The sequence below is a fragment of the Azospirillum lipoferum genome (assembly GCF_024170005.1).
In the GTDB taxonomy this organism is placed as follows: Bacteria; Pseudomonadota; Alphaproteobacteria; order Azospirillales; family Azospirillaceae; genus Azospirillum; species Azospirillum lipoferum.
On sequence record NZ_JALJXJ010000006.1, the window covers coordinates 415,061 to 432,588 of the forward strand.

The following is a 17,528-nucleotide window of genomic DNA, read 5'->3' on the forward strand; positions in this document are numbered from 1 at the left end:
GGAGGAACCCTTATTTTACTAGAAATACTTGTCTTACCCTTGGGCCAGCAGCCGCCGGCGGACCGGGCGGATCAGCCACAGGTTCAGCGCCAGACTGACCAGGGCCGCACCACCGATCACCCCGGCCATCGGCAGCGCGCTGCCGTCGGCCATCAGCCCGACCGCCCAGCCGGACACGGCACCGCTGCTGAACTGCAACATGCCGGCAAGCGCCGACGCGGTGCCTGCCATCTGCGGGAAGGACTGCAATGCCCCGGCCATGGAATTGGCGAAACAGAAGCCGGTGACCGACATGAACAGGAACAGGCAGCCGACCAGCCCCCACAGCCCGCCCCAGCCGCCCAGCACGCAGGCGACCAGCAGGATACCGCTGGCGGCCGACAGCCAGACGCCGATCCGCAGCATCACGTCGGAACCGAACCGCATCACCGCACGGCTGTTCAACGTGTTGACGATGATCATGCCGACGATGTTCAGTCCGAACAGAAAGCCGTAATTCTCCGGCCGCACGCCGAACAGCTCGATATAGACGAAGGGGGATCCGGAGATGAAGGCGAACATCCCCGCGTAAATGAAGGACGATCCCACCGCATAGCCGAGATAGCGGCGGTCGGTCAGCAGCTTGCGGTAGGACTCCGCCAGGACCATCGGGCGCAGGCTGGTGCGCCGCGTCTCCGGATGGGTTTCCGGCAGGCTGGCGAGCGCCAGCAGCGCCACCGCCCCGAAAGCCGCCTGGGCCCAGAAGATCCAGCGCCAGTTCGCCCACACCAGGATCTGGCCGCCGATCAGCGGTGCGATGATCGGGGCGGCCCCCATCACCAGCATCATCATCGACAGGACGCTCGCCGCCCGGTCGCGCTCGAAGACGTCGCGGATCATGGCGCGGACCAGCACCGGCCCGGCACAGGCCCCCACCGCCTGCACGAAGCGCCAGGCCGCCAGATGCCCGACATCGACGGTCAGCGAACAGCCGACGCAGCCGATGGCGTACAGCAGGATGCCGGTCGCCACCGGAATTCGCCGGCCGAACCGGTCGCTCAACGCCCCCCACAGCAGCTGCCCGACGCCGAAGCCCAGGAAGAAGGCCGACAGCGTCCACTGCACCTGATCCTGTGCCGCATGCAGCTCCCGGCCGATCGCCGGCATGCCGGGCAGATACATGTCGGTGCCCATCGGGCCGAACGACATCAGCACGCCCAGCGCCGCGATGAAGAACGGGCTTTCGGCAGGCGAAAGGGAACGGACGGCGGCAAGGCGCGCGAGCATCGGAAGATCCGGATATGAAGGGCTGGGGAATTCGGCCGGACGGAGTCCGCAGCTTTTAAGCTGATCCCTTCACCGGCAGACGCAAAGTCCTGTCTCGGCATGGCAGCCTTGAGTAAGTCGCGACGTAACGCCGCCGCGACAATCTGTGTTTTGACCGATTCGTCGCAGTGGCGGCGCAACAAAATTCTGGTTCGGCCCGGTGATCCATGCCTAAAATTGAAACCGGATCACGGGCTTCCACTCAGCCAGAGGCCGCGCCATGCCGCACCCCACCCGCCGGTCGGTCCTGTCCTTCGGTGCCGCCGGCACCGCGCTGGCGCTGCTGCCGCACCATTCGCACGCGGCGGCCATCCAGCCCGGCCTGTCCCCCGGGCTCATCTATGCAGCCGGGCAGAAATTCGACAAGAGCTTCAACGAGGGCGCCTTCGCCGGGGCGGAGCGGTTCCGGACGGCCACGGGCATCGCCGTCGCCGAATATCTGCCCTCCACACCGGTGCAGTTCGATCAGGCGGCGGCTGCGCTGCTGCGCCGCGGGGTGACCGATCTGGTCGCCATCGGCTTCTACTATGCGACACCGCTGGCCCGGCTGGCCCCGGCCCACCCGGCGGTGCGCTTCACCCTGATCGATGCGGTGGCGGAGGGGCCGAACATCCGTTGCGTCACCTTCAAGGAGCAGGAGGGATCCTTCCTGGTCGGCGTGCTGGCGGCACTGGCGTCGAAAAGCGGGACCGTCGGCTTCATCGGCGCGCTCGACATTCCGCTGATCCGGAAGTTCATCGCCGGCTTCGAACAGGGTGCCCGCCATGCCCGCGGCGACATCAAGGTTCTGGTGAATTTCGTCGGCACCACGCCGGCCGCCTTCAACGATCCCGCCACCGGGGCGGAGGTGGCGCGCAGCCAGTTCCAGCGTGGCGCCGACGTGGTGTTCGCCGGGGCCGGCGTGTCGAATTTCGGCATCTTCGCCGCGGCGAACGAGGGGCGGCGGCTGGCCATCGGCGTCGACAGCAACCAGAACTATCTCTATCCCGGCACCATCCTGACCTCGATGCTGAAGCGGGTCGACCTGGCCGTGGAATCGAGTTTCGAGGCCGCCCGCCAGGGCAAATGGACGGCCGGCACGGTGGCGCTGGGCCTTGCCGACTCGGCGGTCGATTACGCGCTCGACGAAAACAACCGCGATCTGGTGACGACCGGGATGATCGAGGCGGTGGAGGCAGCCCGCCGCGGCATCGTTGCCGGCCGCATTCCGGTCGCCGACGGAAGCTGAGCCGCCCTTACGCCGGCGCCTCGAACGGCTGCCAGCCGCGGGCGGCGGACAGGTCGGCGCCCTTCAGGGTGGCGAAGCTGGTCTTGATCGCCGTCAGGTCGGTGCCGCGCAGCACCACGCCGGCAAGGCTGGCGTCGCGCAGGTCGGCACCGTTCAAGCGCGCCTTGGCGAAGCTGGTCGGCCACAGCCGGCTGCCGTCGCCGCTGAGGTCCACCTTGCGGAACTTGGCCCGCCACAGCTTGGCGCCGGCCAGATTGGCGCCCTCCAGATTGCAGCCGGACAGGTCGGCGCTGGTGAAGTCGGCATCGCGCAGGTCGCTGTAGGACAGATCGGCCATCATCAGCTTGGCGCCGGAGAAATCGGCCCCGCGCAGCCCGCAGAAGCGCATCACCGCCCCGCACAGCAGCTGGTTGGCGAAATTGTAGCCGCGCAGGTCGACCCGTTGCAGCTGGATGCGATCGCCCCCCTTGCCCAGCTTGTCGACCCAGATCTGGTGCTCGGCGATCAGTTCGCTCATCCGCGCGGCGGTGGTGGTCAGGCCGGTGCCGTCGACATCCACCCCATGCCGCTCCAGCGCCACGCGCAGCTCGTCGTTCAGCCGGGCGCCACACATCAGCACGCCGTCCAGCGTCGTCTTGCGCATGGTCGCCCCGGTCAGGTCGGCGCCGATCAGGATGGCGCCGCTGAGGTCGCTGCCGGTGAGATCGGCGCCGGACAGGTCGCTGCCGCTGAAGTCGCACTGCGCCATCCGGCAATCGGTCAGCACCGCCTGGGACAGGCTGCAGCCGACGAAGGTGGTGGTGCCGTCGGTGTTGCCGGCGGCCCGGAATTCGCCGCTGTCCAGCACCATGCCGCGGCGCAAATCGGCGCCCTGGAGGTTGGCGTTCAACAGCTTGGCGCCATCGACCCTGGCCCCGCGCAGGTCGGCCCCCTGCAACTGCGCCCCGGACAGATCGGCCTTCGACAGGTCGGCGCCATAGAGATCGGCCTTGGACAGCAGCGTCCCGACCATCCGCGCCCGCGTAAGACTGGCCCCGGTCAGCTTGGCGCCCGACAGGTTGACACGGTTGAGGCCGAGCCCGGTCAGATCGTAGAAGCTGAGATTGGCGCGCCGCCCCTGCCCGGCGGCGTCGCGCAAAAGCCATTGCTGGTGCCGCACCAGCGCATCGCGAACCGCCCGAAGGTAGCGTTCATCCATCATGCGGCGCGTCGTTGCCCCGGCATTTCCGCCCCGGACACGCTGTCCCGGACTGTCGGCGTCCGGGATATTACCGAATCCGGTTCAATTCCGGAAGGTGGCAACCTTCGGACCTTCGCCGAATCGGCAAGATTCTTTTGTCGCAGGAGCATTTCCTGTCGGACATAGACCGGACCGCCGGTCACGACCGCGTGATCTCAGCCTCCCCCGGCTTGGGTAGGGGGAATGGCGACCCAATATGGTGGGCTCGGAATACCAACCTTCTGCATGGGAGACCGGCGGCATGCCCGAATCGGACAAGACGCTATCGGCCAAAGGCGAGCAGGCCAAGAGTGAACAGGACTGGAAACGGGATCTGTCGCCCAACCAGTTCAAGGTGCTGCGCGAGCACGCCACCGAATATCCGGGAACCAGCCCGCTGAACGACGAGAAGCGCCGCGGCGTCTATCGCTGCGCCGGCTGTGGCCAGCCGCTCTATGCCAGCGCCACCAAATATGAGAGCGGGTCGGGCTGGCCCAGCTTCTGGGAGCCGCTGCCGGACGCCGTGGAGACCTCCACCGACTATAAGCTGGCCTATCCGCGCACCGAGGTCCATTGCGCCTCCTGCAAAGGACATCTCGGCCATGTCTTCGACGACGGGCCGCAGCCGACAGGCAAGCGCTATTGCATGAACGGCATCGCCATGAGCTTCGAGCCCGAAGGAAAGTCCGACTGACCAGCAGAACTATGACCGGCCGCCGGCTTTCCTTGGCCTGTTCGGCGTCCAGTCATAAACCCTCCCAAAAAAGGCGGGTTTGCCCTTATTTCGGCTAAAAATGACAACCCTGACACGGAGCGCGATGGTATGATCCGCTCCGTGCGACGGGTCGTCGCGGGGGCATCGCTGTCCTTCGCCTGCCGTGGCACCATGCGTCGACACATCGGCGCAGGCATTCGGTGCGGCTGGCGGAGGGCGAATGGTCATTTCGGCCGAATTCCTGGGGATGCTGCTTCTGATCGCCAGCGCCGCCGCGCTTGGACTGTCCATCGTCGTCGATGTCGGCCGCGTCAGCGCGGAAAAGACGCGCGAGGCGATGAACCAGCGCCAGTACGACAAGAAACGTGCAGCACTCGCCGAATGGCGCCAGAAGACGGAGCGCAAGCGTGTCGACCTGACCACGCTGCAAGCCCGTATGACCGAATTCAACGGCCGGCGCCAGAAGGCATTGACCGAGCTGCGGGCGCTGGAATTCTCCAAGATCGAACTGGTCCACGAACTGGGCGACCAGGACAATGACGGCGACATCTACTGGGCGCAGCTGGCGGCCGGTCCCAATTTCAACGAGTTGGACCGCAAGGACATCGTCTTCTCCCGCCAGATCTGGGAATACCGCAACGTCGCCCATATCGCCGCTCCGTCGGCCGAACAGGCCCATGCCACGGTGCGGACCAGCTTCTCCCAGCGCAACGGGCTGATCTGCTCGCCCGTGGTTCCCCTGGCGCTCGCCCCCGACCCGGAAGTCGAGGCCACAGCGGCATGACTGGGGGCGGCATGACTGGGGGCGGCATGACTGAGGGCGGCATGATCGGGAAACGCGTCAGGGGAGCAGTATGATGGGGACGGCGCCATGACCGGCATGATGCTGTATTTCGCGCTGGGCCTGATGGTGCTGACCGTCCTGTCCAACCGCTACTGGCGCCGCCAGCTGGTGGTGACGCGGATCGCCATGTCCAAGCTGAAGGACAAGGTGGAAGACGTGACCAAGGAGGTCGCCGACGTCGCCTCCGACTACGCCCAGCTGGCGCACCATCATGCGGAGATGGAAAAGCGGGTCCAGAAGGCGGAGATCGACATGCAGGCCGCCATTCTGGAACTGGACCAGAAGAAGTCGGCGGCCATGCAGCGCTACTTCGTCTTCGACCGCAACGAGCCGCGCCCCGGCCGCTTCTGGGAGGTCGCGGTGCGCTGCCACCCCATCGGCGTGAGCCTGTCCGACCAGCGGGGATATCGCGGCTGGACCGGGGTCCGCCGCTTCCTGCTGATCGCCGACGGCGAGCGCGAGGCCCGCGAACGGGTCGCCGCCCGCTATCCGCGCAAGGCCGGCTTCGAGATCGTCGAGGTCGCCGGCTGCCGCCTGAACGGCCTGACCGTCAACCGCATTTCCGAACTCAGCACCTTCCGCAAGCCCGGCAAGCCGGAGGAGGACGGCGCAACTGCCGGCCGCCCGCAGCGCCGGACCTCGCCCGCGCAATCCTGAAGTGCTGCCTAGTCCACTGCGGCCTGGAACATGTATCCCATGCCATGGACGGTGACGATGCGGGTGGGATCGGCCGGGTCCGGCTCGACCACCCGGCGCAGGCGGCGCACCAGCCGGTCGATGGAGCGGTCGTAGGGCACCGAATCGCCGCGCAAGGTCAGGTCGAGCAGGTCGTCGCGGCTCAGCACCCGCCCCGGATTCTCGACGAAGGCGGCAAGCAGCTCGAACTCTGCGGAGGTCAGCCGCGCATCCTCCCCGTCGGGGCCGCGCAGCCGGCGCTTGTCCAGATGCAGCTCCCACCCGTCGAACCGCTTCACCCGCCCGCCGGCGGGCCGGGTCGGCTTGGCGATGCGGCGCAGCAGGCTGCGGGTGCGGGCCAGGATCTCGCGCGGCTCGAACGGCTTGGTGATGTAGTCGTCGGCGCCCAGTTCCAGCCCGATCAGCCGGTCCATCCGGTCGGACCGCCCGGTGATCAGGATGATCCCGATGTTGGAGGCCGCCCGCAGTTCGCGCGTCACCGCCAGACCGTCCTTGCCGGGGAGCCGGATATCCAGTAGCAGCAGGTCGATCCGCCCGCGCGCCAGCAGCGCCGACAGCTGATCGCCATCCCGCGCCAGCATCACCCGATAACCCTCCCCTTCCAGGTAGGCCTTCAGGGTCTCGCGGGTGATGGGATCGTCGTCGACCACCGCGATGGTGTGCATTGTCCCCCGTACCGGACTGCGATGGGTGGCGGATTGTCTACCACACCCCACACCGAAGCTATCGGTTCCGGCAACCGGATACAAGGTGGAGTGTAACGGAACTGCGACAGGCAGTGGCAGATTGTTCTGTCCCGCACTACCCACCGATAGGGACAATCGCGCGGACCTTGCCAGCAGCTCGGGACAATGCCACATTTGTCTCCATGACAAACTGGACCCCGAACCTGGAGGGCCGTCCCGGCCCGCTCTACCGCGTCATCGCCGACGCGCTGGCCGATGACATCGCGGAGGGCGTGCTGCCGACCGGCACGCGGCTGCCGACGCACCGCGACCTTGCCTTCCGCCTCGGCGTGACGGTGGGCACGGTGACGCGCGCCTATACGGAGGCCGAAAAGCGCGGGCTGATCGGCGGCGAGGTCGGCCGCGGCACCTTCGTCCAGGGGCAACGTCCGCCGGCCACTCCCCTGCCGCTCGGCTGGCCGCCAGCCGGGGAAGTCTCGGCCGGTCCGGCCATCGTCAACATGACCACGGTCCATCCCGAACATGCGGTGGCGGTGCAGACCTTCGGCCAGACGCTGTCCGCCATCGCGGCCTCCGGACATGCGGCGGTGCTGATCGGCTACGGCCCGCATGCCGGCCTGCCCGACCATCGCGCCGCCGCCGCCGCCTGGCTGGAGCGCCAGCACCGGGTGAAGGCGACGCCGGAGTCGGTGCTGCTGACCACCGGCGCGCAGAACGCCCTGGCCGTGGCGCTGGCCGCCGTCGCCCGCCCCGGCGACGTCATCCTGGCCGAGCGGCTGACCAACATCGGCACCAAGGCGCTGGCCGCCACCCAGGGCTATCATCTGGAAGGGGTGGCCATCGACGAGCACGGGCTGGTGCCCGACGCCTTCGACAGCGCCTGCCGCCGGCTGGGGCCGAAGGCGGTCTACCTGGTGCCGACCCTGCAAAATCCGACGGCGGTCGTCATGCCCGCCGCCCGTCGGCGCGAGATCGTCGAGATCGCCCGCCGCTATGGCGTGATCCTGATCGAGGACGACGTGTTCGGCTTCATGGTGCCGGATGCCGTGCCGATGCAGACCATGGCGCCCGACATCACGCTCTATGTGTCCAGCGTGTCGAAGAGCCTCGCCGCCGGGCTCCGGCTGGGCTTCGTCGTCGCCCCGCCGGAACTGCGCACCCGCGTCGAGACCGCCATCCGCGCCCTGCAATATTCCGCGCCCGCCCTGCCGGCGGAGGTGGCGGCGCGCTGGATCCAGGACGGCACCGCCGACCGCATCGTCGCCACCCAGCGGGAAGAGGATCTGGCCCGCCAGCGGCTCGCCCGCTCGATCCTGCCGGCGGAGACCGTCTACGGCCACCCGGCGGCCCAGCATCTGTGGCTGGTCCTGCCCGAACCCTGGCGCCGCGAGGATTTCATCGGCGAAGCCCGCCGCCGCGGGGTGATCGTCACCGGCGCCGACGCCTTCGCCGTTGGCCGCGCCAGTGCGCCCCATGCGGTGCGTGTCGGTCTGTGCATGCCGCGCAGCCGCGACGAGGCCGCCCGCGGCCTGCGCGCCCTTGCCGATGCGATCGACGCACCGGCAGCGGCGATGCTGTCCATCGTGTAACCGCAACGTCCCCTCCTGCATGGCTGCCCGGCCGCAGGGTCCTGCCCCAAACCGCCGTAGCAAGCATTGCTGCCGGGCGCCGGCCCCCAACTCCGCGAATGGGGTCCGCCGGACGGCAGGAACCCTGTTGCGGAAGGATTTGCGGGACCATGAATGCAGAGTCTTGGCGGGTCAGCGGCATCGCGCTGGCAGCGGGCACCATGCTGGCAGGCATCATGCTGTTCGTGGCACCGGCCGGGGCGATGACCTTGCAGGAGGCCCTGTCGCGTGCCGAGGCAACCAACCCGACGCTCGCCGCCGAACAGGCTCGCCTGCGCGCGGTGGACGAGCAGATTCCGCAGGCGATGTCAGGCTACAGGCCGACGGTGACGGCCACGCTGGGCATCAGCCGCGATTTGACCAACACGCGCTATCAGGCCGGTGGCGGCGACCGCACCGAAACCAACGCGAAGAGCGCGTCGATCAGCGCCAGCCAGCCCCTCTACGATGCCACCGTCGCCCCTGCCGTGCGCCGGGCGGAGCGGCTGGTGGAGGCGGAGCGGGCGACCCTGCTGGCGACCGAACAGACCGTGCTGCTGAACGCGGCGACCGCCTATCTGGACGTGGTCAAGAACCAGGAGCTGGTGGCACTGAACACCGCCAACGAAAAGCTCCTTCAACGGCAGCTCAAGGCGGCGCAGGACCGCGCCCGGGTCGGTGAATACACGCGCACCGACGTGGCACAGGCCGACTCCCGCCTTGCCCAGGCCGTCGCCTCGCGGCTTGCCGCCGAAGGCACGCTGGCGAACGCGCGTGCCACCTTCGAACGGCTGGTCGGCACCGCACCGGGCACGCTCGCCTCGCCCAAGCCGTCCTTCCGCCTTCCCCGGACGATCGAGCAGGCGGCGTCCCTCGCCAGGGCCAACAACCCGTCGGTCCTCAGCGCCGCCTACAGCGAAGACGCCCAGCGCCATCGGATCGACCAGCAGTTCGGCCAATTGCTGCCGTCCGCCAGCCTGTCGGCCAGCGGGTCGCGGACCTGGGACCCCGGCCAGGACGATGGAGTGAACTATACCCGTTCCGACAGCCTGACCGCCAAGGTGCAGGTGGTGGCCCCGCTCTATCAGGCCGGCCTGCCGGACTCCCAGGTGCGCGAGGCGAAACAGACCGCGCAGCAATACCGCCTACAGACGCAGGACCAGGGCAACCAGAGTGTGGAAAGCGCCGTCACCGCCTGGGCCGCTCTGGAGACCGCGAGAGCGAACGTCCAGTCCTACCGCGACCAGATCAGGGCCGCCCAGACCGCGCTGGAAGGCCTGCGGGAGGAGGCGAAGGTGGGCAGCCGCACCTTGCTCGACGTGCTGGACCAGGAACAGGAACTCCTGAACAGCCGCGTCAATCTGGTGACCGCCCAGCGCGACGAAACGGTCGCCGCTTTCCAGCTGCTGTCGGCCTGCGGACAGCTGTCGCCGGAACAGCTGGGCCTGACGAAAGAAAAACGGTGAGGGACGCGCCCGGTGGGGCACTCATGGGAAAATCCTGCCGCCCCGCCGGTCCAAACCTGCCGCCCGGCACGGAGAAGGCCGCCCCAAGCCTTTTCAGATCAACGCCTTAACTCTGGCCCACATCCTGCAAACCCTCCGATCGTCATTTCCTGACGGGAATGCGGAACGAGGGGAACGCACCATGGTCGGACTGTCCAGTTACGCCGATGTCGGCAGCATGGCCCAGAGCCTGCAGCAGTCGATCGACGCCGCGGTCAAGCGCGTGCAGCAACAGGCAGCGGGCAATGGTGGTGCGACCGGCAAGGTCCAGGAATACGAGCAGAACGTCGCCAAGTCGGCGATGAACACCGCTCCCTTCGCGACGAACATCGGCACCCTGGTAAAGGACACCAGCCGGTTGAACGTCTTCAGTTCGCTGGCCTCCAACGATCCCGCCGACTTCTACAAGTTCAACGTCACCACCTCCGGCCCGGTGACGCTGGGGACGGTCGGCGATGCCGGCGTCCGGCTTCAGCTGATGGACCGCGGCGGCAAGATCATCGCCGACAGCAACAAGGATGCCGGCGCCACCTATGATGCCTTCCAGAAGCTGAAATCCGGCCAGATGTCGCTGGACAAGGGCGACTACACCCTGCGCATCGCCCGCGACAAGGACGTGCCGGTGAAGGACGCCAAGAGCTATGGCGTCCAGCTGCGCATGGGCAACTACAGCAAGGACTACGACACCATCGCCAAGCAGCCGGCCAAGGGCGACAACCCTTTCGGCGGCAACACCAAGCTTCAGGGGCTGGCGTCGATCCTGGGTGCGGGCAGTGCCTCGCTCAACCCGTCGGCGATGTTGCTGGGCGGGTCCGGCGGCAGCTATGGCGGGCGTGGCTCGCTGCTGAACGCGATTCTATAACCGGCTCGCCGCCTCAGACCAGCCGGTCTCGTCCCGATTCCTTGACCAGCAGGACCGCCTGGGTACGGCTGCCGACGCCCAGAGCCTTCAGGACGCCGGTGACATGGGTCTTGACGGTGGACAGGTTCAGGCCCAGCCGCTCGCCGATCTCCTGATTGGACAGGCCCTGGGCCAGCAGATCCAGAACCTCCAGCTGCCGGCGGGTCAGCCCGTCGAAGATGCTGGGTGTCGCCATACGCGGAGCCCCGGCCGCCGCGGGGGCCGGGGCTCCCGGCATGCCCAGCACCGGCGGCACATAGGATCCGCCGGCCATCACCAGCCGCAGGATGTTAACCACCAGAACGTCATCGGTCGATTTCGGAATGAAGGCCCGGACGCCGCGCGACAGCACCGCGCGCATCTCGTCCGGCGACTCGATCATCGAGAAGATGGCGACCGGGACCGGCGCCACGCGCCTGACCAGCGCCTCCACATCGTCCAGCCCGCCCAGGCCCGGCATGCGCAGGTCCATCACGATCAGGTCGAAGGCGGCTCCCCCGCCCTGCATCGCGCTATCAAGGATGGCGTTCAATTGGCTGAAGCTGGTGGCGGCCACCACGGTGGCCTGCTCGTCCAGTTCACCCACCAGATGCGTCAAGCCGCTGCGGACGATGGAATGATCGTCGGCGATCAGAACCTGCATGTAACGTCTCGGACCGGAGATGCCTTGGGTACCGCACCGTCATACGCTGACGCAACGGTCCGCGCTACCTCCTTCGCATATCCGGCGCCTTAGTTCCATTGCCGCGATGCTTGGAAGGATTGCAGACGCCGGCGGGGAGAGGCGGCTGCCCCTCCCCCCTTTGCCGTTCAGGAGATTTTGATCATGATCTGGGCACGGCGGTTCGACGGCTCGCGCACGTTCGGACCGGTCGGGACCATCAGCTGGTTCTCGCCGACGCCTTCGATCGTGATGATGTTGGCCGGCGTGCCGTGCCTGATCAGCGCCTGGCGCACCGCCTCGGCCCGGCGGAGCGAGAGCTTCTGGTTGTAGGACGGCGCGCCCGAGGTGTCGGTGTGGCCGATCACCTGGATGCGGACCGCCCGGGCCCGGCTGGCACCGTCGGCGGCATCGCCGATGATCTTGTCGGAATTCGGCGTGATGACCGCCTTGTCCCAATCGAAGAACACCTGATACTCGCTCTGCGGCTGGGCGGCCATCGGCGGCGCAGCCGGGGCGGGAGCGGCGATGGGCGTGGCACGCTCCGGTCCGCCGAAGCTGTAGCGCAGGCCGGCCAGGATGGTGTGGTTGCGGTACTCGCCTTTCGAGGTCACCGGACCCAGTTCGAACTCCGGATCGACGGTGGCGAAATAGCGGTAATCCAGCGTCAGCGCGACATTGTCGTTGATCGCATAGGACGCACCGATGATGCCCTGATAGGCGAAGACCCAGTCGCGGTCGCTGGCGCCGTTCAGCGACTGCTTAACGCCGGCGATACCGGCGCCGGCACCGATGTAGGGGGTGATCGGCAGGCCGATGTTGACGTCGTACAGCAGGTTGCCCATGAAGGCGACCGAACTCATCCGGCCGCCCAAATTGTTCAGGGCGGGGGTGGCGCTGCTGGTGCTGTCGACGCTGTTGCGCCACCGCCAGGCGGCCTCCAGCTCGGCCCGCAGGCCCATCGCGGTGGCGTAGCCGACCGACAGGTCGCCGATCCCGCCGATCTTGAATTCCTCCTTCAGGCCCAGGCCCGCAGCCGGATAGCTGCCGAGGTCGGCATCCTCGGTCCAGTTCACGCCGGCCCCCGCACCGACATAGAAGCCTTCCGTACCGGCAAAGGCGGCGGTCGGGATGGCCAGCGAAGGAAGGGCGACGGCCAGTGCCGTGCCGAGCAGAATCCCACGCATCGTCATGTTCTTGTTCCCATCGTTGACGGCGTTGGCGGATCGGGACATCCCGGCCTGCGGCGAAATGCGTGACAGAACGGGCTCCGGCCCCGACAATGGATACGGATCTGCGGCTTCCAATCCTGCTGCCGCAGGCCCATTTTCCCTGTTGCAGATTTGCCTCAGCCGCTCTTTGGCAATTTTCTCACGCGATAACAATAGCTTGGACAGACACCGCGATGCCTTGTACCCCGTACGGTTTGGTCGACTACCCCCTCTGCACCACGCCGGAGCCCGGTGGCTGGCAGGAGGTGGCGCCCGGTGTGCTGTGGATCCGGCTGTCCCTTCCCTTCCAGCTCGACCACATCAATGTCTGGGCGCTGGACGGTGGTGCTGCCGGCTGGACGCTGGTCGATTGCGGGCTGGGCGATCCGCGCAGCCGCGCGGTGTGGGAGGTGCTGCTGCGCGACGCGCTGGGCGGGCGGCCGGTGGAGCGGGTGGTGGTCACCCATTTCCATCCCGACCATATCGGCGCCGCCGGCTGGCTGGTGGAACGGACGGGCGCCGGCTTCGCCACCTCGCTGACCGAATGGCTGTTCGCCCGCACCCTGTCGGCCGGCACCGACGAGGCCACCGACGCGGTGGTCGAGCGTTTCTACCGCCGCTGTGGGCTGGATGAGGAAGCGCTGCAATCGCTGCTCGCCCGCAAGGGCGCCTACAGCCGCGGCGTACCCACGGTACCGGCGACGCTGACCCGCCTGCGGGCCGGCGACCGGCTGCCGGTGGGCGACCGCCAGTGGACGGTGATCGGCGGCAGCGGTCATACGGCGGAGCCGGTCAGCCTGCACCGGCCGGCCGACGCCAGCGGCCCGGACCTGCTGATCTCCGGCGACCAGATCCTGCCCCGCATCAGCCCGAACATCAGTGTCTGGCCGTCGGAGCCCGATGCCGATCCGCTCGCCGACTATCTCGCCAGTCTGGAGGGGTGGACCGTCCTGCCCGCGGACACGCTGGTCCTGCCCTCCCATGGGCGTCCCTTCCACGGCCTGCACCGGCGTGCGGAGGAACTGGCACTCCATCATGCCGAGCGGCTGACCGAGATCGAGACGCTGTGTGCGGAACCCCGGACCGCGGCCGCGGTGACGCGGGCGCTGTTCCCACGCCCGCTCGACCCGCAGCAGATGCTCTTCGCCGTGGGCGAGGCGGTGGCGCATCTCAACCACCTGATCCGCAAGGGACGGTTGGAGCGGGTCGCCGGGCAGGCTGGCGACCTGGCCGGTGGGCCCGCCGACCTCTACCGCCGGTCTGCCCGCCGGAATGCCGTTATGGCGCCGGCCTGACGGCGGTCATTCGGTGACGATCTCGAACTCGTGGGGATCGAGCAGGGTCGCCACCGACAGGGTCTTCAGCGTCTTCGGGTCGTCGGTGCGTTTCATCTGGGCATGCTGGGTGCCCATGCCGTCCTTGCGGATGGCGATCACTTCCCAATAGCCGCCGCTGGGGGACAGCTTGCGATAAATCTGCCCCTCGACCACCTCGCGCTTCCTGCGCATTTTCGTTCTCCAAAACCCGTCCCATACCGGCGACCAGCACGGTCGCCGCGAAGGGCGCCATTGAAGCACAAAACCCCCCTGCCGTGGCGAGTGTCCGTTCGGTGACCCTTTGCCGATGCCGCATTTGCGTTGCTGCGACGCAGCACGTCCGGGGCACCCCCGATGACCCTTTGCCGCAGGGCTCTTTCCGAGTGGAACAAAAGTCGCGGCTGTGGGTTCATAGCGGTCATGAACACCGATCTCGACGTGCTTGTCTTCGCAACGCGCCTGGTTGATGAACTGGGCGAGACTGCGATTCGAATGAGCCGCGTTCGTCTTGTCGAACTCACGGCCGCCAATCACACCCGTGCCGCCGCCTTCTGGCGGGATGTGATGCGCACCTGCGAACGACTGCTGACGGAGCGGTCGGGCCGGCGCATGGCGACCGGGCTCCCGTCTTCGGCGATCGCCGCAGCGCAACCGGCGGTGGCCCAGCACCGTGTCATGCATGTTCCCCGACCTATTCCCTGACCCTGGATGACGCAGGGCCGCCGCGCCGTCGCGGCCCTGCGGATCGGGTGCGGGGCCTGCCTTCCCAGTCCCCAAAGAAAAAAGGGCCGGCACAGAGTGCCGACCCCCTTTCGCGGAACGCGGGTGCGTTTCGCTTACTTCACTTCGGCGTACTGGCCGTTGTGCCACTTGTACCAGACATAGGCCGGGCTGGTGACGTCGCCCTTGGCGTCGAACCCGATCTTGCCGATGACGGTATCGTAGCTGCCCTTGCGCATGACTTCGGCAACCTTGGCAACGTCGGTCGAGTTCGCCTGCTTCACCGCGTTCGCCCAGATCTGGAGAGCGGCGTAGGTGTACAGGGTGTAGCCCTCCGGCTCGTAGCCGGCCTTGCGGAACTTCTCCACGACGGCCTTGGCGTCCGGCTTCTCGCGCGGATCCGGACCGAAGGTCATCATGGTGTCCTCGCCGGCGTCGCCGGTGATGGCCCAGTACTCGTTGGTCACCAGCGCGTCACCCGACACGATGATGGCCTTCAGGCCCTGGTCCTTCATCTGGCGGGCGATCAGGCCGGCCTCGGTGTGGTAGCCACCGACGTAGACGGCATCGATGTTCGCCTGCTTCAACTTGGAAACCAGAGCGGAATAATCCTTCTCACCGGCCGTGTAGGCTTCGTAGATGGCTTCCTTCTGGCCGCCGGCGTTCAGCGCCTTCTGCGTCTCGTCGGCCAGACCCTTACCATAGGCCGACTTGTCGTGCAGGATGGCGATGTTCTTGCCCTTGTACTTGTCCAGCAGATACTTGCCGGCGATCAGGCCCTGCTGGTCGTCACGGCCGCAGACGCGGAAGACATTCTTCAGGCCCTGCTCGGTCAGCTTCGGGTTGGTCGAAGCCGGGGAGATCTGCAGCATGCCCTCTTCGGCATAGACCTGGCTGGCCGGGATCGACGAGCCCGAGCAGAAGTGGCCGGCCACGAACTTCACACCGGCCTTGGCCAGCTGGTTGGCGACGGCGACGGCCTGCTTGGGATCGCAGGCGTCGTCACCGACTTCCAGCTTCAGCTTCTGGCCCAGGACACCGCCGGCGGCGTTGATGTCCGCAACGGCCTGCTCCATGCCCTTCTTCATCTGCTCGCCGAAGGTGGCGTACTGGCCGGTGATCGGGCCGGCGGTGGCCACCGCGATGTCGGCCTTGGCAGCCGTGGCGGAGAGCGCGGTCGCCGCGATCGCGGCGAGAAGGGACAGCTTGAATTTCATGGGTGTGCTTGCTCCCTGTTCTATGAGTGGTCCCTGTTGCAACATACCCCCGGCCCTTTCGGGCCTTGCCGCCGGGTCCCCTCCGGCGGGTTCCAGAATACCATACCCCAACTGGCGCACAGTGCGACAGTTTCGCGGGCACCAATCAGCCGTACGGTCTAATTCCTTATGCCTAGTCAGCAGTCCCGGTCCGGTCGCGCCAAGCGAACGGCCCGGCGCGCTCATAGAGCCACGGATACTGGTTGACCATGCGGCGTGCGATGGCGATGCGGTGGGCGGTCAACGTGATGATGCCGATCACCACCGTGTGGACGATGAAGCCCCACACGGACAGCAGCTGCCCGCCGAACAGGCCCCAGGCCAGGAAGCGGTCGCCCACCCCCAGCAGCAGCGAGTAGGCCAGCACGCTGGAGACCGGCTTCCACCCCTCGGCCAGCGTCTGCCCGGTCAGAACCCCGCAGCCGCCGAACACCAGCACCGTCAGGAACACGAACACCGGAAGCGAAGAGCCAAGGATCGTTTCCATCTCAGTGTCCCCCTTCCAGGTACGCGGACCGCACCTCCGGGTCGGCCAGAAGCTGCGCGCCCGTCCCCGTCATCGTGATCTTTCCCGTCACCATCACATAGGCCCGGTGCGCCAGCTTCAGCGCATGGAAGGCGTTCTGCTCCACCATGAACACCGTCATCTTCTGTTCCCGGTTGATCTCCTGGATCACCTGGAAGATCTGCTTCACGATCAGCGGCGCCAGACCCAGCGACGGCTCGTCCAGCAGCAGCAGACGCGGCTGGCTCATCAGCGCCCGGCCGATCGCCAGCATCTGCTGCTCGCCGCCCGACATCGTCCCGGCGCGCTGGTTGATGCGCTCCTTCAGCCGCGGGAACAGCGTCAGCACCCGCTCCAGCTCGCGCTCGAAGCTGCCGGGCTGGGCCACGATGGACCCCATCTGCAGATTCTCCAGCACCGTCATCCGCGGGAAGATGCGCCGGCCTTCCGGAGACTGCGCGATGCCGCGCCGCACGATCTCGTGGGTCGGCAGGTCGGTGATGTCCTCGCCCTCGAAGAACACCCGGCCCTGGCGCGCCCGCGGACTGCCGCAGATCGTCATCAGCAGCGTCGACTTGCCCGCCCCGTTGGCGCCGATCAGCGAGACGATCTCGCCGGCGCCGATCTCGATGTCGATCCCCTTCAGCGCCTCGATGGCGCCGTAGAAGGTGTGGACGCCCGATACCTTCAACATGGCTCAGGCCCCCTTCTGGCTGGTGGTGGGGGCGAGGTTCAGGTCGGCGGCGACCTCCGGCGGCAGCGCCTCGTCCTCGTCCTCGCCCAGATAGGCGCGGATCACCGCCGGGTCGTTCTTCACATGCTCCGGATCGCCGTCGGAAATCTTCCGACCATAGTCCAGCACCACCACATGGTCGGAAATGCGCATCACCACGCTCATGTCATGCTCGATCAGCAACACGCCGGTGCGGTGGCCCTGCGGCGTCTGCACGTCGCGGATGAAGGTCAGGATCTCGGCCAGCTCCCCCGACTCGCGCGGGTTCAGGCCGGCCGCCGGCTCGTCCAGGCACAGCAGCACCGGCTCGGTGCACATCGCCCGCGCGATCTCCAGACGGCGCTGGGCGCCATAGGGCAGGTTGCCGGCTTCCCAGTCGGCGAACTCGGTCAGCCGCACCCGGTCCAGCCAGTATTTCGC

General features: G+C 67.4%; 19 protein-coding genes. 9 read left to right on the forward strand and 10 right to left on the reverse strand.

What is annotated here, in order from left to right; all coding sequences use genetic code 11:
- Positions 1-33: 33 nt before the first annotated feature.
- On the reverse strand, positions 34-1,266 hold the full coding sequence (locus J2848_RS16260; protein ID WP_149231742.1) for a Bcr/CflA family multidrug efflux MFS transporter: 1,233 nt from the start codon (positions 1,264-1,266) through the stop codon (positions 34-36).
- Positions 1,267-1,525: 259 nt separating this feature from the next.
- On the opposite strand from J2848_RS16260, the gene J2848_RS16265 reads away from it, so the two are divergent.
- Positions 1,526-2,533: a BMP family lipoprotein gene (locus J2848_RS16265; RefSeq protein WP_149231741.1), complete on the forward strand. Its 1,008-nt coding sequence runs from the start codon at positions 1,526-1,528 to the stop codon at positions 2,531-2,533.
- Between the two features lie 7 nt (positions 2,534-2,540).
- Here the strand turns inward: J2848_RS16265 and J2848_RS16270 are convergent, their stop codons facing one another.
- Complete coding sequence (locus tag J2848_RS16270) at positions 2,541-3,734, reverse strand: pentapeptide repeat-containing protein (protein ID WP_149231740.1); 1,194 nt, start codon at positions 3,732-3,734, stop codon at positions 2,541-2,543.
- A gap of 280 nt (positions 3,735-4,014) precedes the next feature.
- On the opposite strand from J2848_RS16270, the gene msrB reads away from it, so the two are divergent.
- The 3 genes from msrB (at position 4,015) to J2848_RS16285 (ending at position 5,968) form a co-directional block, all read left to right on the forward strand.
- Positions 4,015-4,446, forward strand: coding sequence for a peptide-methionine (R)-S-oxide reductase MsrB (msrB, locus tag J2848_RS16275; RefSeq protein WP_149231739.1), 432 nt, complete (start codon positions 4,015-4,017; stop codon positions 4,444-4,446).
- Between the two features lie 241 nt (positions 4,447-4,687).
- Complete coding sequence (locus J2848_RS16280) at positions 4,688-5,251, forward strand: hypothetical protein (RefSeq protein WP_149231738.1); 564 nt, start codon at positions 4,688-4,690, stop codon at positions 5,249-5,251.
- An 87-nt stretch (positions 5,252-5,338) separates the two neighbouring features.
- The gene (locus J2848_RS16285; RefSeq protein ID WP_149231737.1) at positions 5,339-5,968 is read left to right on the forward strand and encodes a hypothetical protein; all 630 of its coding nucleotides are present in this window, start codon (positions 5,339-5,341) and stop codon (positions 5,966-5,968) included.
- Positions 5,969-5,976: 8 nt separating this feature from the next.
- Here the strand turns inward: J2848_RS16285 and J2848_RS16290 are convergent, their stop codons facing one another.
- Positions 5,977-6,672, reverse strand: a complete 696-nt coding sequence (locus J2848_RS16290) for a response regulator (RefSeq protein ID WP_149231736.1) — start codon at positions 6,670-6,672, stop codon at positions 5,977-5,979.
- Positions 6,673-6,875: 203 nt separating this feature from the next.
- Between J2848_RS16290 and J2848_RS16295 the strand changes: the two genes are divergently transcribed.
- The 3 genes from J2848_RS16295 to J2848_RS16305 all read left to right on the forward strand — a co-directional run bounded on the left by J2848_RS16295 (position 6,876) and on the right by J2848_RS16305 (position 10,667).
- Positions 6,876-8,282 carry an aminotransferase-like domain-containing protein gene (locus J2848_RS16295; protein ID WP_149231735.1) on the forward strand — a complete coding sequence of 469 codons (1,407 nt, stop codon included), beginning with the start codon at positions 6,876-6,878 and terminating at the stop codon, positions 8,280-8,282.
- A 149-nt stretch (positions 8,283-8,431) separates the two neighbouring features.
- Entirely contained in the window at positions 8,432-9,766 is a 1,335-nt protein-coding gene (locus J2848_RS16300; RefSeq protein ID WP_149231734.1) for a TolC family outer membrane protein, read from the forward strand.
- A 181-nt stretch (positions 9,767-9,947) separates the two neighbouring features.
- The gene (locus tag J2848_RS16305) at positions 9,948-10,667 is read left to right on the forward strand and encodes a hypothetical protein (protein WP_149231733.1); all 720 of its coding nucleotides are present in this window, start codon (positions 9,948-9,950) and stop codon (positions 10,665-10,667) included.
- A 13-nt stretch (positions 10,668-10,680) separates the two neighbouring features.
- Here the strand turns inward: J2848_RS16305 and J2848_RS16310 are convergent, their stop codons facing one another.
- Positions 10,681-11,349, reverse strand: coding sequence for a response regulator transcription factor (locus J2848_RS16310; RefSeq protein WP_149231732.1), 669 nt, complete (start codon positions 11,347-11,349; stop codon positions 10,681-10,683).
- 167 nt (positions 11,350-11,516) lie between these two features.
- Positions 11,517-12,560: an OmpA family protein gene (locus J2848_RS16315; RefSeq protein WP_149231731.1), complete on the reverse strand. Its 1,044-nt coding sequence runs from the start codon at positions 12,558-12,560 to the stop codon at positions 11,517-11,519.
- Positions 12,561-12,772: 212 nt separating this feature from the next.
- Between J2848_RS16315 and J2848_RS16320 the strand changes: the two genes are divergently transcribed.
- Complete coding sequence (locus J2848_RS16320; protein ID WP_149231730.1) at positions 12,773-13,873, forward strand: MBL fold metallo-hydrolase; 1,101 nt, start codon at positions 12,773-12,775, stop codon at positions 13,871-13,873.
- 6 nt (positions 13,874-13,879) lie between these two features.
- On the opposite strand, the gene J2848_RS16325 is transcribed toward J2848_RS16320, so the two are convergent.
- On the reverse strand, positions 13,880-14,086 hold the full coding sequence (locus J2848_RS16325) for a hypothetical protein (protein WP_042696427.1): 207 nt from the start codon (positions 14,084-14,086) through the stop codon (positions 13,880-13,882).
- A 228-nt stretch (positions 14,087-14,314) separates the two neighbouring features.
- Here J2848_RS16325 and J2848_RS16330 point away from each other — a divergent pair, with 228 nt between their 5' ends.
- Positions 14,315-14,596, forward strand: coding sequence for a hypothetical protein (locus J2848_RS16330; RefSeq protein ID WP_149231729.1), 282 nt, complete (start codon positions 14,315-14,317; stop codon positions 14,594-14,596).
- Positions 14,597-14,730: 134 nt separating this feature from the next.
- On the opposite strand, the gene J2848_RS16335 is transcribed toward J2848_RS16330, so the two are convergent.
- The 4 genes from J2848_RS16335 to J2848_RS16350 all read right to left on the reverse strand — a co-directional run.
- Complete coding sequence (locus J2848_RS16335) at positions 14,731-15,831, reverse strand: branched-chain amino acid ABC transporter substrate-binding protein (protein WP_149231728.1); 1,101 nt, start codon at positions 15,829-15,831, stop codon at positions 14,731-14,733.
- A gap of 172 nt (positions 15,832-16,003) precedes the next feature.
- Entirely contained in the window at positions 16,004-16,357 is a 354-nt protein-coding gene (locus J2848_RS16340; RefSeq protein WP_253568668.1) for a DUF6867 family protein, read from the reverse strand.
- Position 16,358: 1 nt separating this feature from the next.
- Positions 16,359-17,069: an ABC transporter ATP-binding protein gene (locus J2848_RS16345; RefSeq protein WP_012978041.1), complete on the reverse strand. Its 711-nt coding sequence runs from the start codon at positions 17,067-17,069 to the stop codon at positions 16,359-16,361.
- Positions 17,070-17,072: 3 nt separating this feature from the next.
- Positions 17,073-17,528: ABC transporter ATP-binding protein (locus J2848_RS16350; protein ID WP_253568670.1), on the reverse strand; the 456-nt coding region annotated here is incomplete at its 5' end.

Excerpts from the sequence above, each read along its gene's own strand:
- J2848_RS16260 (WP_149231742.1), bottom strand. The coding sequence starts at position 1,266 with ATGCTCGCGCGCCTTGCCGCCGTCCGTTCCCTTTCGCCTGCCGAAAGC.
- J2848_RS16265 (WP_149231741.1), top strand. The coding sequence starts at position 1,526 with ATGCCGCACCCCACCCGCCGGTCGGTCCTGTCCTTCGGTGCCGCCGGC.
- J2848_RS16270 (WP_149231740.1), bottom strand. The coding sequence starts at position 3,734 with ATGATGGATGAACGCTACCTTCGGGCGGTTCGCGATGCGCTGGTGCGG.
- msrB (WP_149231739.1), top strand. The coding sequence starts at position 4,015 with ATGCCCGAATCGGACAAGACGCTATCGGCCAAAGGCGAGCAGGCCAAG.
- J2848_RS16280 (WP_149231738.1), top strand. The coding sequence starts at position 4,688 with ATGGTCATTTCGGCCGAATTCCTGGGGATGCTGCTTCTGATCGCCAGC.
- J2848_RS16285 (WP_149231737.1), top strand. The coding sequence starts at position 5,339 with ATGACCGGCATGATGCTGTATTTCGCGCTGGGCCTGATGGTGCTGACC.
- J2848_RS16290 (WP_149231736.1), bottom strand. The coding sequence starts at position 6,672 with ATGCACACCATCGCGGTGGTCGACGACGATCCCATCACCCGCGAGACC.
- J2848_RS16295 (WP_149231735.1), top strand. The coding sequence starts at position 6,876 with ATGACAAACTGGACCCCGAACCTGGAGGGCCGTCCCGGCCCGCTCTAC.
- J2848_RS16300 (WP_149231734.1), top strand. The coding sequence starts at position 8,432 with ATGAATGCAGAGTCTTGGCGGGTCAGCGGCATCGCGCTGGCAGCGGGC.
- J2848_RS16305 (WP_149231733.1), top strand. The coding sequence starts at position 9,948 with ATGGTCGGACTGTCCAGTTACGCCGATGTCGGCAGCATGGCCCAGAGC.
- J2848_RS16310 (WP_149231732.1), bottom strand. The coding sequence starts at position 11,349 with ATGCAGGTTCTGATCGCCGACGATCATTCCATCGTCCGCAGCGGCTTG.
- J2848_RS16315 (WP_149231731.1), bottom strand. The coding sequence starts at position 12,560 with ATGACGATGCGTGGGATTCTGCTCGGCACGGCACTGGCCGTCGCCCTT.
- J2848_RS16320 (WP_149231730.1), top strand. The coding sequence starts at position 12,773 with ATGCCTTGTACCCCGTACGGTTTGGTCGACTACCCCCTCTGCACCACG.
- J2848_RS16325 (WP_042696427.1), bottom strand. The coding sequence starts at position 14,086 with ATGCGCAGGAAGCGCGAGGTGGTCGAGGGGCAGATTTATCGCAAGCTG.
- J2848_RS16330 (WP_149231729.1), top strand. The coding sequence starts at position 14,315 with ATGAACACCGATCTCGACGTGCTTGTCTTCGCAACGCGCCTGGTTGAT.
- J2848_RS16335 (WP_149231728.1), bottom strand. The coding sequence starts at position 15,831 with ATGAAATTCAAGCTGTCCCTTCTCGCCGCGATCGCGGCGACCGCGCTC.
- J2848_RS16340 (WP_253568668.1), bottom strand. The coding sequence starts at position 16,357 with ATGGAAACGATCCTTGGCTCTTCGCTTCCGGTGTTCGTGTTCCTGACG.
- J2848_RS16345 (WP_012978041.1), bottom strand. The coding sequence starts at position 17,069 with ATGTTGAAGGTATCGGGCGTCCACACCTTCTACGGCGCCATCGAGGCG.